The sequence below is a fragment of the Actinobacillus delphinicola genome (assembly GCF_900638385.1).
GTDB classification, from domain to species: domain Bacteria; phylum Pseudomonadota; class Gammaproteobacteria; order Enterobacterales; family Pasteurellaceae; genus Actinobacillus_C; species Actinobacillus_C delphinicola.
The window spans coordinates 777,861-792,311 of record NZ_LR134510.1; the positions used below are offsets into that span (position 1 = coordinate 777,861).

Genomic DNA, 14,451 nt, shown 5'->3' on the forward strand with positions numbered 1-14,451 from the left:
ATTTCTCCATTACCATGAACTATTGGCTTTGAAATTATCTAAAATTTCTTTCAACTTCGCTTGAATGTCATCGTTGTAGTTGCCAGTTTTAGTTAATTCCGCCATAAATTCTGCGTAATTATTTCTCGCGTAATCTAAAAGTGCTGAGTCGAAAGCACCGATTCGGTCTAGCTCAACGTCATCTAAATAACCAAATTCAACTGCGTAAAGTTCTAATGCTTGTTCAGCAACACTTAACGGAGAATATTGTTTTTGTTTTAGAAGTTCTGTTACTTTTTGACCATGAGAAAGTTGTTTACGGGTCGCCGCATCAAGATCAGACGCAAATTGAGCAAACGCTGCTAATTCACGATACTGAGCAAGTGCAGTACGAATACCACCCGCTAATTTCTTCATAACCTTAGTTTGAGCAGCACCACCAACACGAGATACAGAGATACCTGGGTTTACCGCAGGGCGAATACCTGCATTAAACAAGTTAGTTTCTAGGAAAATCTGACCATCGGTAATTGAAATCACGTTTGTAGGTACGAACGCAGATACGTCCCCTGCTTGTGTTTCAATGATTGGTAAAGCGGTTAAAGAACCTGTTTTACCTTTTACTTCACCATTAGTGAAACGTTCAACATAGTCAACGTTTACACGTGCAGCACGTTCAAGTAAACGTGAGTGAAGATAGAATACATCCCCTGGGAATGCTTCACGACCTGGTGGACGACGTAATAATAGTGAAATTTGACGATATGCAACCGCTTGTTTAGATAAATCATCATAAACGATTAACGCATCTTCACCACGATCACGGAAATATTCACCCATCGCACAACCAGCGTAAGGTGCTAAATATTGTAATGCAGCCGCATCAGATGCAGTTGCTACCACAACGATAGTGTTTTTTAATGCACCGTGTTCTTCTAATTTACGTACTACGTTTGCAATAGTTGATGCTTTTTGACCAACTGCTACATAAATACATTTAACGCCAGAATCACGTTGGTTAATAATAGTATCAATTGCTAAAGCAGTTTTACCAGTTTGACGGTCACCGATAATTAACTCACGTTGACCACGGCCAACTGGAACCATTGAGTCCACTGCTTTATAACCAGTTTGTAAAGGTTGATCAACAGATTGACGATCAATTACCCCTGGTGCAATTACTTCAACTGGTGAGAAACCATCATGTTCAACTTCGCCTTTACCATCAATTGGTTCACCAAGGGTATTCACTACACGACCTAGCAAGCCAGCGCCGACTGGTACCTCTAAGATACGACCAGTACACTTAACTTCCATACCTTCCGCTAAATCAGTGTAAGGACCCATTACTACTGCCCCTACAGCATCGCGTTCTAGGTTAAGTGCCATTGCATAGCGTCCTGTCGGTAATGCAATCATTTCCCCTTGCATTACATCACTTAAACCATGAATACGAATAATGCCGTCGCATACAGATAAAATTTTACCTGTATTTTGAGCTTCGCTTACGACCTTAAAGTTCGCAATGCGTTTTTTTATCAAATCACTAATTTCAGTTGAATTTAGTTGCATTTTCTATTCCTCTTATAATTGTAGATCGCTAGCTAAGCGTTGAAGTTGTCCACGACTACTTCCATCAATCACCATATCATCTGTGCGGATAATACAACCGCCAATCAAAGATTCATCGATGCTACAATTTAAATTAATTTTTCGAGCAAGTCTTTTTTCCATTGCTGTCGCAATCTTTTGTTGCTGTTCTTCTGTTAATGCAAATGCCGACGTTACATAAACATCAGCAATTGAGCGATAATCTTCCACATAGGATTTATACTCTTCGTACACAGTAGGAAGAACGGCTAAACGCTCATTTTCTGCCATTAAACGAACAAGATTTTGCCCGTATTGATCTAGTTGTTCGCCACAAAGTGAAATGATTCCATCTGCAAGTGTTTCTGCCGAATTTGCACTTACCAAAAAGGATTGAACTGTCTCATTTTGGATAAGCTGAGAAAGGAAATTAAGCATTCCTTCCCATTTATCAAGAGCATTTTCATCTTTAGTAGACTCTTCTACTGCAAAATCAAATACGGCTTTAGCATAAGGGCGAGCTATTGTAGTTAAATCTGACATCAGCTCTTCCTCCCTATAATTCCGCAACTAGATTATCAATAATTTCGTTATTGGCCGCTTTATCAATAGTATGACCAACAATTTTTTCAGCACCAGCAATTGCTAACGAAGCAACTTGCGCACGTAATTCTTCTTGAACGCGTTTACGTTCACTTTCAACTTCAGCATAACCTTGTTTTACAATGTTAGCTTTTACAGTTTCAGCTTCTGATTTTGCTTCGTCTAGAATTTCGTTACGTCGTTTATTCGCTAAGTCGATAATTTCCTGTGCTTTCAATTTCGCTTGGTTTAACTCTTGCTCAACGAATGTTTTTGTATCAGCCTGTTCTTGTTTTGCTTTTTCTGCAGAAGCTAACGCATCAGCAATAGTACGCTGACGATCTTCAATAGCTTTCATAATTGGTGGCCATACAAATTTCATACAGAACCACACAAAAAGTGCAAAAGCAATTAACTGACCAATTAATGTTGCATTTATATTCACAACGCCTCCTCAATAATGTCTTTTTTTATAAGTAATTACCTTTTTTAGAAAACAGACAATTATTGTAATAATTCAATGAATGGGTTTGCGAATGCGAAGTATAAACCGATACCTACCGCAATCATTGCGATCGCATCAAGAAGACCAGCAACGATGAACATTTTAGTCATTAAAGAAGTTGCAAGTTCTGGTTGACGAGCAGCTGATTCTAAATAACGACCACCTAAGATACCAAAGCCGATCGCTGTACCTAATGCAGCAAAAGCAAGCATGATAGATGAAGCAATAATAGTTGCACCAATTACAGTTTCCATAGAGTTTCTCCAGTTAATTTTGTGGGCCTACGCCCCAAGGTTAATAAAAAAAAGTTAATAAATTAATGTTCTTCTAGTTTGTTATTAGCAAGACTCAAATATACGATAGTTAACATCATAAAAATGAATGCTTGTAATGTGATAACTAGAATGTGAAAAATTGCCCATACTAAGTGCAAAGGCACACCAATCACTTGTAATGCAATATGATCAGACATGTACATCAATGCAATTAATACGAAAATAAGCTCACCTGCATACATATTACCGAAAAGTCGAAGTGCTAACGATACAGGTTTTGCAATTAAAGTTACACTTTCAAGTAAAAGGTTAACTGGTGCAAACGCCCAGTGATTGAAAGGATGTAAAGTATATTCTTTGACAAAACCTTTCATACCTTTTGATTTAATTGTGTAATATAAAATTAGGAAAAATACACAGATTGACATTGCAAAGGTTGTATTTACATCCGCAGTTGACACAGCACGTAAGTGGTTAACACCTACTAAGTGTGCAGCTTGTGGAAGAAAATCAACAGGAATCAAGTCAATTGCGTTCATGATGAATACCCAACAGAAAATTGTTAATCCAAGTGGTGCAACAAATGTACGAACCCCTTGGAAATTTTCTTTTACGATACCATCAACCCATTCCACTAATATTTCTACCAAACATTGCATTTTTCCAGGAACGCCTGAAGTTGCTCTTGATGCAACACGGTAAAAAATATAGAGGAAAAGTATTCCCGATAATACGGAGAAGAAAATAGAGTCTAAGTGAATACTCCAAAATCCTTCTCCAGAAGAAAGATAGGTCAGATGGTGACCAATATACTCTGCCGTAGTTAACCCTGCCATAGTTAGTTCCTTGCTTATTAAAAATGACTATAAGATTTTTCAACAATAAAGGGTAATAAATTATTCAATAAGATACTTATAAAATAACCAACAAAAAAAACAATAAAATTTATTTTAAATAGTTCAAAAAATAAAATAATGAAAGCTACTGTTAATAATAATTTTAATGCTTCACCTATATACAACCGTTTAATATTCATTTTCTGTGGATTTTTAACGAAGAAAAATAAGGCCACAAAGAATAAAAAAGGAAAAAATGCTGACATAGCACCAACTAAAAAAGATCGCGCCATCTCAACATTTTGTATATAGACGAGAAAAAAAATAGATATGAATAAAACTGTCTCAATGATCAGACTAATTTTATACTTTCTCTGCGTTTTTCTTACGATGTTCATCTCACAACCAATATTTATTGGAAATAAATTATTCTATCATAAAGAAAATGCGTTGCATTATAAACGTTTTCGATTTAATAGACTAACGATTTTTTACTAAAATGAGATGACGATCACCCAGTAATTGAGGAATATCTAAGCAAATCTTTTCTTCAATTAAAAATTGCTCTGAAATTTCTTGTAATTCACTCTCATGGCATTGCCCTTTTAATGCATAATATCTACCTTCTAAATTTGGTAAATGAGCACACCACTTAGTCATATCGCTTAAAGATGCAAACGCTCGGCTCAAAACGCCATCAAATTTTTCTTCTGGAATATACTCCTCTACTCTACTAAGAATAGGTGTAACATTTTTTAGTTCTAATTCACGAATTGCATTTCGAATAAATTGAATCCGTTTACCAAGACTATCTAATAAAAAAAATTCTTTTTCTGGATACATTATTGCAAGAGGTAAGCCAGGAAGTCCAGGACCTGTTCCCACATCAATAAAACGATTACCTTTTAAATAAGGTCCAACAGCTAAGCTATCCAAAATATGTTTAATTAACATTTCTTCAGGATCACGAATTGCTGTTAAATTATATGCCTTATTCCATTTATTGAGTAAACCAATAAGCTTTACGAGTTTCTCTTTTTGGATACTCGTAAGCTCATATGGACATTGTGGAAGTAATTGCTCTAATTTTTGCAATAATTTTTCTTCTAATCCTGTCATCTATTCTCCACGTTTTAACATACCTTGTTTTTTCAAATTCACCAACAAGATAGAAATCGCCGCAGGTGTTACTCCTGAAATCCGACTAGCTTGCCCAATAGATACTGGACGATGTTGTTCTAGTTTTAAACGTACTTCATTAGATAAACCAGAAACTTGACTATAATCGAAAGATGCTGGAATTTCTGTATTTTCGTGACGTTTTTGGCGTTCAATTTCTTCTTGCTGATGCTCAATATAGCCCTGATACTTAACCATAATTTCAACTTGATCCGCAACAGCTTTATCTTCTACTGCTGGAGCAAAGAATTCATGTTGAGTCAATTTTTCATAAGTCATTTCTGGGCGACGCAATAAGTCTTCACCACTTGCCTCACGAGACAATGGTGTATTTAACATTTCATTAATGGATGCAAGATGTTCTGAACGTAAATGAATCCACGTTTCACGCAAACGTTGTTTTTCTACTTCAATAGCTTCCATTTTTTTATTAAATGCAGCCCAGCGAGCATCATCAATTAGACCAAATTCATGTGCAATTGGTGTTAAACGAGCATCAGCATTATCTTCGCGTAAAATTAATCGATATTCGGCGCGTGATGTGAATAAACGATATGGTTCTTTTGTACCTAATGTACTTAAATCATCAACCAATACACCTAAATACGCTTGATCACGACGTGGATACCATTGTTCTTTATCTTGAACAAATCGTCCTGCATTTATCCCAGCTAATAAACCTTGAGCAGCAGCTTCTTCGTATCCTGTTGTACCATTAATTTGACCTGCAAAGAATAAACCACGGATCGCTTTAGTTTCTAAAGTAGGTTTAAGATCTCTAGGATCAAAATAATCATACTCGATCGCATAGCCAGGTCGAACAATACGGACATTTTCTAAACCTTTCATTGAATGCACGATTTGCATTTGTACATCAAATGGCAAACTAGTCGAAATTCCATTTGGATAAATCTCATTTGTCGTCAAGCCTTCTGGCTCGAGATAAATTTGGTGCGCATTACGATCAGCAAAGCGTACTACTTTATCTTCTATTGATGGACAATAACGAGGACCAACCCCTTCAATAATTCCAGCAAACATCGGACTACGATCCAAATTATTACGGATCACTTCATGCGTCTTTTCATTCGTATGCGTAATAAAACATGCGATCTGACGAGGATGTTGATCCGCTGATCCCATAAATGAAAATACAGGTGGAATTGGATCTCCTGGTTGTTGTGCCAATTGTGAGAAATCAATTGTTCTTGCATCAAGACGTGGTGGCGTCCCTGTTTTTAAGCGTGCCACACGAAGATCGTAGGATCTTAATTTATCCGCAAGAGCAATTGACGCAGGATCACCTAAACGACCACCGGCATAATTTTCCAAACCTATATGGATCTTACCGCCTAAAAAGGTCCCTGCTGTTAAAACGACAGATCGGGATCTAAATTTCAATCCCATTTTTGTTTCAACACCAACTGCTTGACCATTTTCAATAATAATATCCGTCACTTCCTGTTGGAAAATATCAAGATTTTCTTGTTTTTCCAACACCATCCTAACTGTTTGACGATAAAGTGCTTTATCTGCTTGAGCTCGTGTTGCACGAACAGCAGGTCCCTTACTACTGTTAAGTGTTCTAAATTGAATACCCGCTTTATCTGTTGCAGTTGCCATGAGACCGCCCATAGCATCAATTTCCTTAACTAAATGTCCTTTACCGATCCCACCTATTGCTGGATTGCATGACATTTGACCGAGAGTATCAATATTATGAGTAAGCAGTAATGTTTTTAACCCCATTCTCGCTGGAGCAAGTGCTGCCTCAGTTCCTGCATGACCGCCACCAATAACAATGACGTCATAAGTATCTGTATAAAACATAAATTCCTTCATATAAGAAAAAAATAACAGGATATTTTAACTCAATTAGAAATGAATACCAATCATGAAATATAAGATCAAAGATCTAAAAATAGATCCTTTTGATCTTTTGGATCATATAAATAAGATCTTTTTATAAGATCTTTATTATTTTTATTATTAGGGAGATAGATCTCTGTGGATAAGTAAGAAAAACTTTTTATTTTTAAGATCTTATCAACATTTTAACTTGTGAAGATCTTTTATTGAAATGAGAGGATAGCTTGTTCGTAAAATGGGAAGATATACACAGGCATGTAATAAAACTAGACTTATTCAAGAAGAATTAAGCACTTTTACGGTAAGAAAATAAGAGTTATCCACAGATGAAGTGCTTAAATAATGAAAGATCTTAATTACTTTATAAGTAATTTGATAGGAAAGAAGGTAACCATTCTTCAGCAACTGATTCAGGATCCATTGTCGTGGTCACGTCTATTTTTATTGGTGATGCAAGTTCTGTTGCAAAATGATCTTTAAGAATTTGGGTTGCTTTATCTACGGCATGGCAGTAGGTATCGTAATTGCTATCGCCAAGACCAACGACACCAAATTTTAATTTAGAAAGATCTAAATTTTTATCAATAATATCTTGAAATAACGGGAGTAAATTGTCTGGAATTTCACCAGCACCATAGGTAGATGTCACGATTAACCAATGGGAATAGTCTTTTACTTCATTTAAATTAGGACCGTGGAAGATATCTAATTCAATGTCTTCATTTTCTAATATTTCATATAAAGCTTCGGCAACTTCTTCGGCATTTCCTAGTGTACTACCAGAAATGATACAAAGTTTTTTTGTCATAGCGTTTCCTTAAAAAATAAAAAAGCTTAGTTTTATCGACTAAGCTTTTGATTTATTAAACATTATCAATTCGACCAAGTAATGCTCTTAAGCGATCTTGGAAGTCGTTATGCTCAGATTTAAGACTTTCATTTTCTTGTGATAATTGTTGATTTTTTCCTTTTAACTCTTCAATTTCTAATTGAAGTAATTGGATAGTTTCAACAGCTTCTTTAATTTTACCTTCAAGTTGATCTAAAATTTCAAAAGACATTTTATTTCCTTATCTATGGTTATGGATAAATATAGTGGTTATTTTACTCTATTTTTGTAACTTTTTGTAACCTTTTATACTTCACTTTTTGAAGTTTTTAAAAAATAGGAAAAAAATACAACAAAGGAAGGATCCTTTAACTACCTAAAAAAGTGATCTATTTTTAAAACTAAAAAGGAGATCGTATGATCTATTCAGATAATACTGAAAGTATAGGAAAAACCCCACTCATTCGTTTACAACATTTTGGTCAGAATAATATTCTGGCAAAAGTCGAATCACGCAATCCAAGTTTTAGCGTAAAATGTCGCGTTGGAGCGAATATGATTTGGCAAGCAGAAAAAGATGGTATTTTAGTCAAAGGAAAAGAAGTTTTAGAAGCTACGAGTGGTAACACAGGTGTTGCATTAGCGTATGCTACGGCTGCAAGAGGGTATGCGTTAACAATTGTAATGCCAGAAAATATGAGTGAAGAACGAAAGTTACTTCTTAAAGGACTTGGTGTTAATCTTATCTTAACTGAGGCATCTTTGGGAATGAAGGGTGCTATGCAAAAAGCAAAGGAAATTTATGAAACAGATCCTTCGCACTATGTTATGTTGAATCAATTTGAAAATCCAGCAAATCCTGATATTCATCGCCGTACAACAGGCCCTGAAATTATTAAAGATACAGATGGGAAGATCGATGTGATCGTCGCAGGTGTCGGTACAGGAGGCACCTTGACAGGAATTGCGACTTATATGAAAAAAGATCTTAAAAAAGATGTAATCGTGGTTGCGGTAGAACCGAGTGAATCACCAGTGATTACGCAGAAGCTAGCAGGCAAAGATCTTAATCCAGCCCCTCATAAGATCCAAGGAATAGGGGCAGGTTTTATTCCAAAAAATTTGGATCTTTCTTTAATTGATCGTGTGATCTGCGTAACAAGTGAAGAAGCGCTTGCAACAGCAAGAGATCTTATGAAAAAAGAAGGTATTCTCGCAGGGATTTCATCAGGGGCTGCTGTCTTTGCTGCAAATAAGTTAGCTCAGGATCCGTATTTTAAAGATAAAAATATTGTTGCGATTCTACCGTCTTCAGCAGAACGTTATTTAAGTACAGTATTATTTGATCCTTATCGCTAGAAATCATACATAAAATAAAAAAAGAAGCCGTCTTAAAACGGCTTCTTTTATATCACATGGGATAAATTACTGCTTATTTTTATAGTACTCTTCAAGTAAAAGTGATTTGATAGGTTTCAAATTTTCTTTTTCGAGTGCTTCATTGAGATCAATAAGTGCTTGAATCCGAACTTGTTTAGGTAATACATAAGGATGTCTTGAGGCTAAAGCTCCAACTAATTCCCAATAAATTGTTAAACTAACGGGAATTTCTGCTTTTTTTAAGGCCACGAAACAATTTACCGCTCCTCGCTCTTTAAATGATTTCACATCATAGACTTCAATTTTTGCGAGTAATCTTTCATGTTTTATACTTAAATTGGAAAGTTCTTTAATACGATTTTTTTTTAAGATTTGCGCATCGAGATGATGTTGCGTAGCTTGCTGAATACACATTAAGACAACATTTTTAAGTTGTTCATCATCACGCATAGTATCTATCGGTAAGCGATAATAATGACTTAAGCTAAGGTGTGTTTCATTTGTTTTTGCCAAACAGGAAGCACCACCAAGCTCATCCACAATATAACTCGCTACTTCATCTTTTGCTTTGAGGTATAATACATCATTTAAAAATAAGCCAAACATCAGCTTATTTTTAAAAAATCCAAAACCGCTGAAAAGATTTTTTGTAGTCACTTCGCCTACAAGATTAGATAAACGTTGTTTTAAGATATTTAGATTGTCGGTATACCGATACATTTCCACCTCTAAGAGTTGTTTCAAGTAAATTGTATAAAGAGATACCTATTTTATAGTATAAAGAGGGGCTTTCGGAAAAATATTTCAAAAGTTGCGAGCTAGATCGCAAAAAAATTTTAAAAAAATGGGAGTTAGATAGGAAAAATAAAAAATAAAAGCGGACGATTTTGAATTACGCCCACTTTTTCGAAAAATTTTATGATGTTTAATTAACGCATTGCTAATTGAAAAATCATAGATTCCGCTTGGCATTCAAAAGTAAAGGTAGCTTTTAGTAAAAATTCATCATTAATAGATTCAATTTCATCAACTACCTCAAATCCAGAAAAAGCAGATTCTTTAGCTTTTTCTTTTAAACGCGCTAGCATTTCTTGAGCATCTTTTAGCGTAGCAAATTTTTTTTCAATCTGTACGTTTAAGTCAGAATTATCAATTACTGTCCCAACATCTACACAGCAACAAGCGGCAACTTCTTGGGCACGACAGCTTAAATTTTTTTCGGTCATATGTTTCCCCTAAATTGAGCAATTATTGCCAGTATTCTATCAAGATTAATTGTATTCACAAAATAGGATTTTTTTAGAGAATAGAATGTTAATGGATTGTTTTTGAGATCAATAGTCAATGTTATAAGTTGATTAAATTAATTAACTAAATTTTAGAAAAAAACGATTTTTTACCGATTTTTTTTTGTCTTTTATTTTAATTTTATTAGAATGAAAAGCATCCAAATTTTTAATATTTAATACGATAAGAGGTTGACTATGACTGACTTAAATGTACTTAAACAAGACCTACAAAAACTTGGGATTCATGATGTAAAAGAAGTTATTTACAATCCAAGCTATGAAAAGCTTTTTCAGGATGAAACTAAGCCTGGGTTAGAAGGTTTTGAAAAAGGCGTAGTGACTAAAACAGGTGCAGTTGCTGTTGATACAGGCGTATTTACAGGACGTTCGCCAAAAGATAAATATATCGTTGAAGATGATATTACCCGTGATACCGTATGGTGGACGAGTGACGCTGCGAAAAACGATAATAAAAAAATGTCTCAGCAAGTTTGGAATGAATTGAAAAAAATCGTTACGACTGAATTATCAGATAAAGTATTGTACGTTGTCGATGGTTTTTGTGGCGCGAATGAAAATACACGATTGAAAGTACGTTTCATTACTGAAGTTGCATGGCAAGCACATTTTGTGACAAATATGTTTATCCGTCCAACTAAAGAAGAACTTATTGACTTCAAACCTGATTTTATCGTGATGAATGGTGCCAAAACCACTAATCCAAATTGGAAGGAACAAGGATTACATTCTGAAAACTTCGTCGCCTTTAATTTAACAGAACGTATTCAATTAATCGGTGGTACTTGGTACGGCGGTGAAATGAAAAAAGGGATGTTCTCAATGATGAACTACTTCCTTCCACTACAAGGCATCGCAGCAATGCACTGCTCTGCAAACGTAGGTAAAGATGGTGATACAGCTATCTTCTTTGGTTTATCTGGTACAGGTAAAACGACATTATCAACAGATCCAAAACGTCAACTTATTGGTGATGATGAACATGGTTGGGATGATAATGGGGTATTTAACTTCGAAGGTGGTTGTTATGCAAAAACAATCAACCTCTCTGCCGAAAATGAACCTGATATCTACGGTGCGATTAAACGTAATGCACTTCTAGAAAACGTTGTAGTCCTAGACGATGGTACAGTTGATTTTGATGATGCCTCAAAAACTGAGAATACACGTGTTTCTTATCCTATTTATCATATTGAGAATATCGTAAAACCAGTATCAAAAGCAGGTCCTGCGAAGAAAGTTATTTTCTTAACTGCCGATGCATTTGGAGTATTACCGCCAGTAGCAAAATTAACGCCAGAACAAACAAAATATTATTTCCTTTCTGGTTTTACCGCAAAATTGGCAGGTACAGAACGTGGTATTACTGAACCTACTCCGACTTTCTCAGCATGTTTTGGTGAAGCTTTCCTTAGTTTACATCCAACACAATATGCAGAAGTTTTAGTGAAACGCATGAAAGATGCAGGCGCCGAAGCTTACCTTGTGAATACAGGTTGGAACGGTACAGGTAAACGAATTTCTATTAAAGATACTCGTGGTATCATTGATGCTATATTAGATGGTTCTATTGATAAAGCACAGATGACTGAATTACCAATTTTCAATCTTGCTATTCCAACAGCATTACCAGGTGTAGATACTCATATCTTAGATCCTCGTAATACATATGCCGATAAAGCAGAGTGGAAAACAAAAGCAGAAAAATTAGCAGCATTATTTATCAATAACTTCAAAAAATATGCGACTAATGCGGAAGGTAAATCACTTATTGCCGCAGGTCCACATTTAGATAAATAACTACTAAAGTAGCTTAAAGGTAAATTTAAAAGGGTAACGTGAGTTACCCTTTTTATATTTATTAACGACCACTAACAGAAATTTCTAAAAGTAGTGCAAAAGTTATCCAATATTTAGCTATCTAAGAATTATTTTCTTGTGGAAAACTTTATAAAACTGCTGTTTTTTTATTCTTTTATTCACAAAACATGTACAAAAAAATGCTTTTTAGTTTAAAAAATAGTCAAGCGATAAGTTTTTTATAATTTTTTTGAAAAAAGTACTTGCGCTACATCGGAAAATATCTATAATACGCCCCACACAACGACGCGACGTTGTTAACAAAAATTTACTTCTCGCGTCGTTGTTTTTTGTTCTTTAACAACTAACTAGACAATCTGTGTGGGCACTTGTTGATTGACTTTGTTTAAATAATTTAACTAAGTCTTAATGAGTGTCAAACTAGAAATTCATTTTAAATGAAAGACTTTTTGTCAGCTTATTGAGCGAATCAAGCTTTGAATTGAAGAGTTTGATCATGGCTCAGATTGAACGCTGGCGGCAGGCTTAACACATGCAAGTCGAACGGTAACAGGAAGAAAGCTTGCTTTCTTTGCTGACGAGTGGCGGACGGGTGAGTAATGCTTGGGAATCTGTTTCATGGAGGGGGATAACTACGGGAAACTGTAGCTAATACCGCGTAATATCGAGAGATTAAATGTGTGGGACCGCAAGGCCACATGCCATGAAGTGAGCCCAAGTGGGATTAGATAGTTGGTGAGGTAATGGCTCACCAAGTCAGCGATCTCTAGCTGGTCTGAGAGGATGACCAGCCACACTGGGACTGAGACACGGCCCAGACTCCTACGGGAGGCAGCAGTGGGGAATATTGCACAATGGGCGCAAGCCTGATGCAGCCATGCCGCGTGAATGAAGAAGGCCTTCGGGTTGTAAAGTTCTTTCGGTGGTGAGGAAGGTTGGCGTGTTAATAGCACGTTGACTTGACGTTAGCCACAGAAGAAGCACCGGCTAACTCCGTGCCAGCAGCCGCGGTAATACGGAGGGTGCGAGCGTTAATCGGAATAACTGGGCGTAAAGGGCACGCAGGCGGTGACTTAAGTGAGGTGTGAAAGCCCTGGGCTTAACCTAGGAATTGCATTTCATACTGGGTCGCTAGAGTATTTTAGGGAGGGGTAGAATTCCACGTGTAGCGGTGAAATGCGTAGAGATGTGGAGGAATACCGAAGGCGAAGGCAGCCCCTTGGGAATATACTGACGCTCATGTGCGAAAGCGTGGGGAGCAAACAGGATTAGATACCCTGGTAGTCCACGCTGTAAACGATGTCGATTTGGGGATTGGGCTTTAGGTCTGGTGCCCGTAGCTAACGTGATAAATCGACCGCCTGGGGAGTACGGCCGCAAGGTTAAAACTCAAATGAATTGACGGGGGCCCGCACAAGCGGTGGAGCATGTGGTTTAATTCGATGCAACGCGAAGAACCTTACCTACTCTTGACATCCATGGAACCTTGTAGAGATACGAGGGTGCCTTCGGGAACCATGAGACAGGTGCTGCATGGCTGTCGTCAGCTCGTGTTGTGAAATGTTGGGTTAAGTCCCGCAACGAGCGCAACCCTTATCCTTTGTTGCCAGCGGTTTGGCCGGGAACTCAAAGGAGACTGCCAGTGATAAACTGGAGGAAGGTGGGGATGACGTCAAGTCATCATGGCCCTTACGAGTAGGGCTACACACGTGCTACAATGGCGTATACAGAGGGCAGCGAGCCTGCGAGGGTGAGCGAATCTCAGAAAGTACGTCTAAGTCCGGATTGGAGTCTGCAACTCGACTCCATGAAGTCGGAATCGCTAGTAATCGCGAATCAGAATGTCGCGGTGAATACGTTCCCGGGCCTTGTACACACCGCCCGTCACACCATGGGAGTGGGTTGTACCAGAAGTAGATAGCTTAACCTTCGGGAGGGCGTTTACCACGGTATGATTCATGACTGGGGTGAAGTCGTAACAAGGTAACCGTAGGGGAACCTGCGGTTGGATCACCTCCTTACCAAAATGAAGCGACAGTGAGTGCTCACACAGATTGTTTTAGTAGTTGTAAACAACAAAAGACAAGACTTTAAAGATACGATGTCGTATTAAAGTTTTAAAAGTATCTTTAAATGTTGTCCCCATCGTCTAGAGGCCTAGGACATCGCCCTTTCACGGCGGTAACAGGGGTTCGAATCCCCTTGGGGACGCCATTTAAAGATATTTTATTGTCTTAATTGTTCTTTAAAAATTTAAAATCAAGCTGAAAACTAAAGAGACTTTCAAGTAAAGTCTGAG

Annotated in this window: 14 protein-coding genes, 1 tRNA gene and 1 rRNA gene; 4 read left to right on the forward strand and 12 right to left on the reverse strand. The window is 37.0% G+C overall.

The genetic code is table 11. The features are described from left to right. Positions 1 to 9 precede the first annotated feature (9 nt). From atpA to zapB, 10 genes are all read right to left on the reverse strand, one after another. Positions 10 to 1,551 carry a F0F1 ATP synthase subunit alpha gene (gene atpA, locus EL259_RS03580; RefSeq protein ID WP_126599084.1) on the reverse strand — a complete coding sequence of 514 codons (1,542 nt, stop codon included), beginning with the start codon at positions 1,549 to 1,551 and terminating at the stop codon, positions 10 to 12. Between the two features lie 12 nt (positions 1,552 to 1,563). After that, on the reverse strand, positions 1,564 to 2,112 hold the full coding sequence (gene atpH / locus EL259_RS03585) for a F0F1 ATP synthase subunit delta (RefSeq protein WP_126599086.1): 549 nt from the start codon (positions 2,110 to 2,112) through the stop codon (positions 1,564 to 1,566). Positions 2,113 to 2,125: 13 nt separating this feature from the next. Next, entirely contained in the window at positions 2,126 to 2,596 is a 471-nt protein-coding gene (gene atpF, locus EL259_RS03590; protein WP_126599088.1) for a F0F1 ATP synthase subunit B, read from the reverse strand. Positions 2,597 to 2,655: 59 nt separating this feature from the next. Beyond that, on the reverse strand, positions 2,656 to 2,910 hold the full coding sequence (gene atpE, locus EL259_RS03595; RefSeq protein WP_126599090.1) for a F0F1 ATP synthase subunit C: 255 nt from the start codon (positions 2,908 to 2,910) through the stop codon (positions 2,656 to 2,658). 62 nt (positions 2,911 to 2,972) lie between these two features. Beyond that, a complete protein-coding gene (gene atpB / locus EL259_RS03600; protein ID WP_126599092.1) occupies positions 2,973 to 3,767 on the reverse strand; it encodes a F0F1 ATP synthase subunit A in 795 nt (264 codons plus the stop codon). Between the two features lie 17 nt (positions 3,768 to 3,784). After that, complete coding sequence (locus EL259_RS08745) at positions 3,785 to 4,165, reverse strand: ATP synthase subunit I (RefSeq protein WP_126599094.1); 381 nt, start codon at positions 4,163 to 4,165, stop codon at positions 3,785 to 3,787. Positions 4,166 to 4,247: 82 nt separating this feature from the next. Next, a complete protein-coding gene (gene rsmG / locus EL259_RS03610; protein WP_126599096.1) occupies positions 4,248 to 4,886 on the reverse strand; it encodes a 16S rRNA (guanine(527)-N(7))-methyltransferase RsmG in 639 nt (212 codons plus the stop codon). Next, complete coding sequence (gene mnmG, locus EL259_RS03615; RefSeq protein ID WP_126599098.1) at positions 4,887 to 6,776, reverse strand: tRNA uridine-5-carboxymethylaminomethyl(34) synthesis enzyme MnmG; 1,890 nt, start codon at positions 6,774 to 6,776, stop codon at positions 4,887 to 4,889. A 400-nt stretch (positions 6,777 to 7,176) separates the two neighbouring features. Further along, positions 7,177 to 7,623: an FMN-binding protein MioC gene (gene mioC, locus EL259_RS03620; RefSeq protein ID WP_126599100.1), complete on the reverse strand. Its 447-nt coding sequence runs from the start codon at positions 7,621 to 7,623 to the stop codon at positions 7,177 to 7,179. Positions 7,624 to 7,678: 55 nt separating this feature from the next. Beyond that, entirely contained in the window at positions 7,679 to 7,876 is a 198-nt protein-coding gene (gene zapB, locus EL259_RS03625) for a cell division protein ZapB (protein WP_126599101.1), read from the reverse strand. A 185-nt stretch (positions 7,877 to 8,061) separates the two neighbouring features. On the opposite strand from zapB, the gene cysK reads away from it, so the two are divergent. Beyond that, positions 8,062 to 9,003 (forward strand): cysteine synthase A, encoded by a 942-nt coding sequence (gene cysK, locus EL259_RS03630; protein ID WP_126599103.1) that lies wholly within the window; start codon positions 8,062 to 8,064, stop codon positions 9,001 to 9,003. 66 nt (positions 9,004 to 9,069) lie between these two features. Here cysK and EL259_RS03635 read toward each other — a convergent pair whose 3' ends face one another. Together EL259_RS03635 and EL259_RS03640 are read right to left on the reverse strand one after the other, a co-directional pair. Beyond that, positions 9,070 to 9,744: a TfoX/Sxy family DNA transformation protein gene (locus EL259_RS03635; RefSeq protein ID WP_126599105.1), complete on the reverse strand. Its 675-nt coding sequence runs from the start codon at positions 9,742 to 9,744 to the stop codon at positions 9,070 to 9,072. A 209-nt stretch (positions 9,745 to 9,953) separates the two neighbouring features. Further along, the gene (locus EL259_RS03640) at positions 9,954 to 10,250 is read right to left on the reverse strand and encodes a YfcZ/YiiS family protein (protein ID WP_126599107.1); all 297 of its coding nucleotides are present in this window, start codon (positions 10,248 to 10,250) and stop codon (positions 9,954 to 9,956) included. Positions 10,251 to 10,508: 258 nt separating this feature from the next. Between EL259_RS03640 and pckA the strand changes: the two genes are divergently transcribed. The 3 genes from pckA (at position 10,509) to EL259_RS03655 (ending at position 14,366) form a co-directional block, all read left to right on the forward strand. Further along, on the forward strand, positions 10,509 to 12,131 hold the full coding sequence (gene pckA, locus EL259_RS03645) for a phosphoenolpyruvate carboxykinase (ATP) (protein WP_126599109.1): 1,623 nt from the start codon (positions 10,509 to 10,511) through the stop codon (positions 12,129 to 12,131). Positions 12,132 to 12,630: 499 nt separating this feature from the next. Next, positions 12,631 to 14,173: ribosomal RNA gene (locus tag EL259_RS03650) — 16S ribosomal RNA — on the forward strand. A gap of 117 nt (positions 14,174 to 14,290) precedes the next feature. Next, a tRNA-Glu gene (locus EL259_RS03655) sits at positions 14,291 to 14,366 on the forward strand. Positions 14,367 to 14,451: the final 85 nt, after the last annotated feature.

What these genes read in the sequence shown, in the direction of transcription:
- mnmG (WP_126599098.1), bottom strand. Translation starts at nt 6,776, where the DNA reads ATGTTTTATACAGATACTTATGACGTCATTGTTATTGGTGGCGGTCAT.
- EL259_RS08745 (WP_126599094.1), bottom strand. Translation starts at nt 4,165, where the DNA reads ATGAACATCGTAAGAAAAACGCAGAGAAAGTATAAAATTAGTCTGATC.
- pckA (WP_126599109.1), top strand. Translation starts at nt 10,509, where the DNA reads ATGACTGACTTAAATGTACTTAAACAAGACCTACAAAAACTTGGGATT.
- EL259_RS03640 (WP_126599107.1), bottom strand. Translation starts at nt 10,250, where the DNA reads ATGACCGAAAAAAATTTAAGCTGTCGTGCCCAAGAAGTTGCCGCTTGT.
- cysK (WP_126599103.1), top strand. Translation starts at nt 8,062, where the DNA reads ATGATCTATTCAGATAATACTGAAAGTATAGGAAAAACCCCACTCATT.
- rsmG (WP_126599096.1), bottom strand. Translation starts at nt 4,886, where the DNA reads ATGACAGGATTAGAAGAAAAATTATTGCAAAAATTAGAGCAATTACTT.
- atpE (WP_126599090.1), bottom strand. Translation starts at nt 2,910, where the DNA reads ATGGAAACTGTAATTGGTGCAACTATTATTGCTTCATCTATCATGCTT.
- atpB (WP_126599092.1), bottom strand. Translation starts at nt 3,767, where the DNA reads ATGGCAGGGTTAACTACGGCAGAGTATATTGGTCACCATCTGACCTAT.
- EL259_RS03635 (WP_126599105.1), bottom strand. Translation starts at nt 9,744, where the DNA reads ATGTATCGGTATACCGACAATCTAAATATCTTAAAACAACGTTTATCT.
- mioC (WP_126599100.1), bottom strand. Translation starts at nt 7,623, where the DNA reads ATGACAAAAAAACTTTGTATCATTTCTGGTAGTACACTAGGAAATGCC.
- atpH (WP_126599086.1), bottom strand. Translation starts at nt 2,112, where the DNA reads ATGTCAGATTTAACTACAATAGCTCGCCCTTATGCTAAAGCCGTATTT.
- atpA (WP_126599084.1), bottom strand. Translation starts at nt 1,551, where the DNA reads ATGCAACTAAATTCAACTGAAATTAGTGATTTGATAAAAAAACGCATT.
- zapB (WP_126599101.1), bottom strand. Translation starts at nt 7,876, where the DNA reads ATGTCTTTTGAAATTTTAGATCAACTTGAAGGTAAAATTAAAGAAGCT.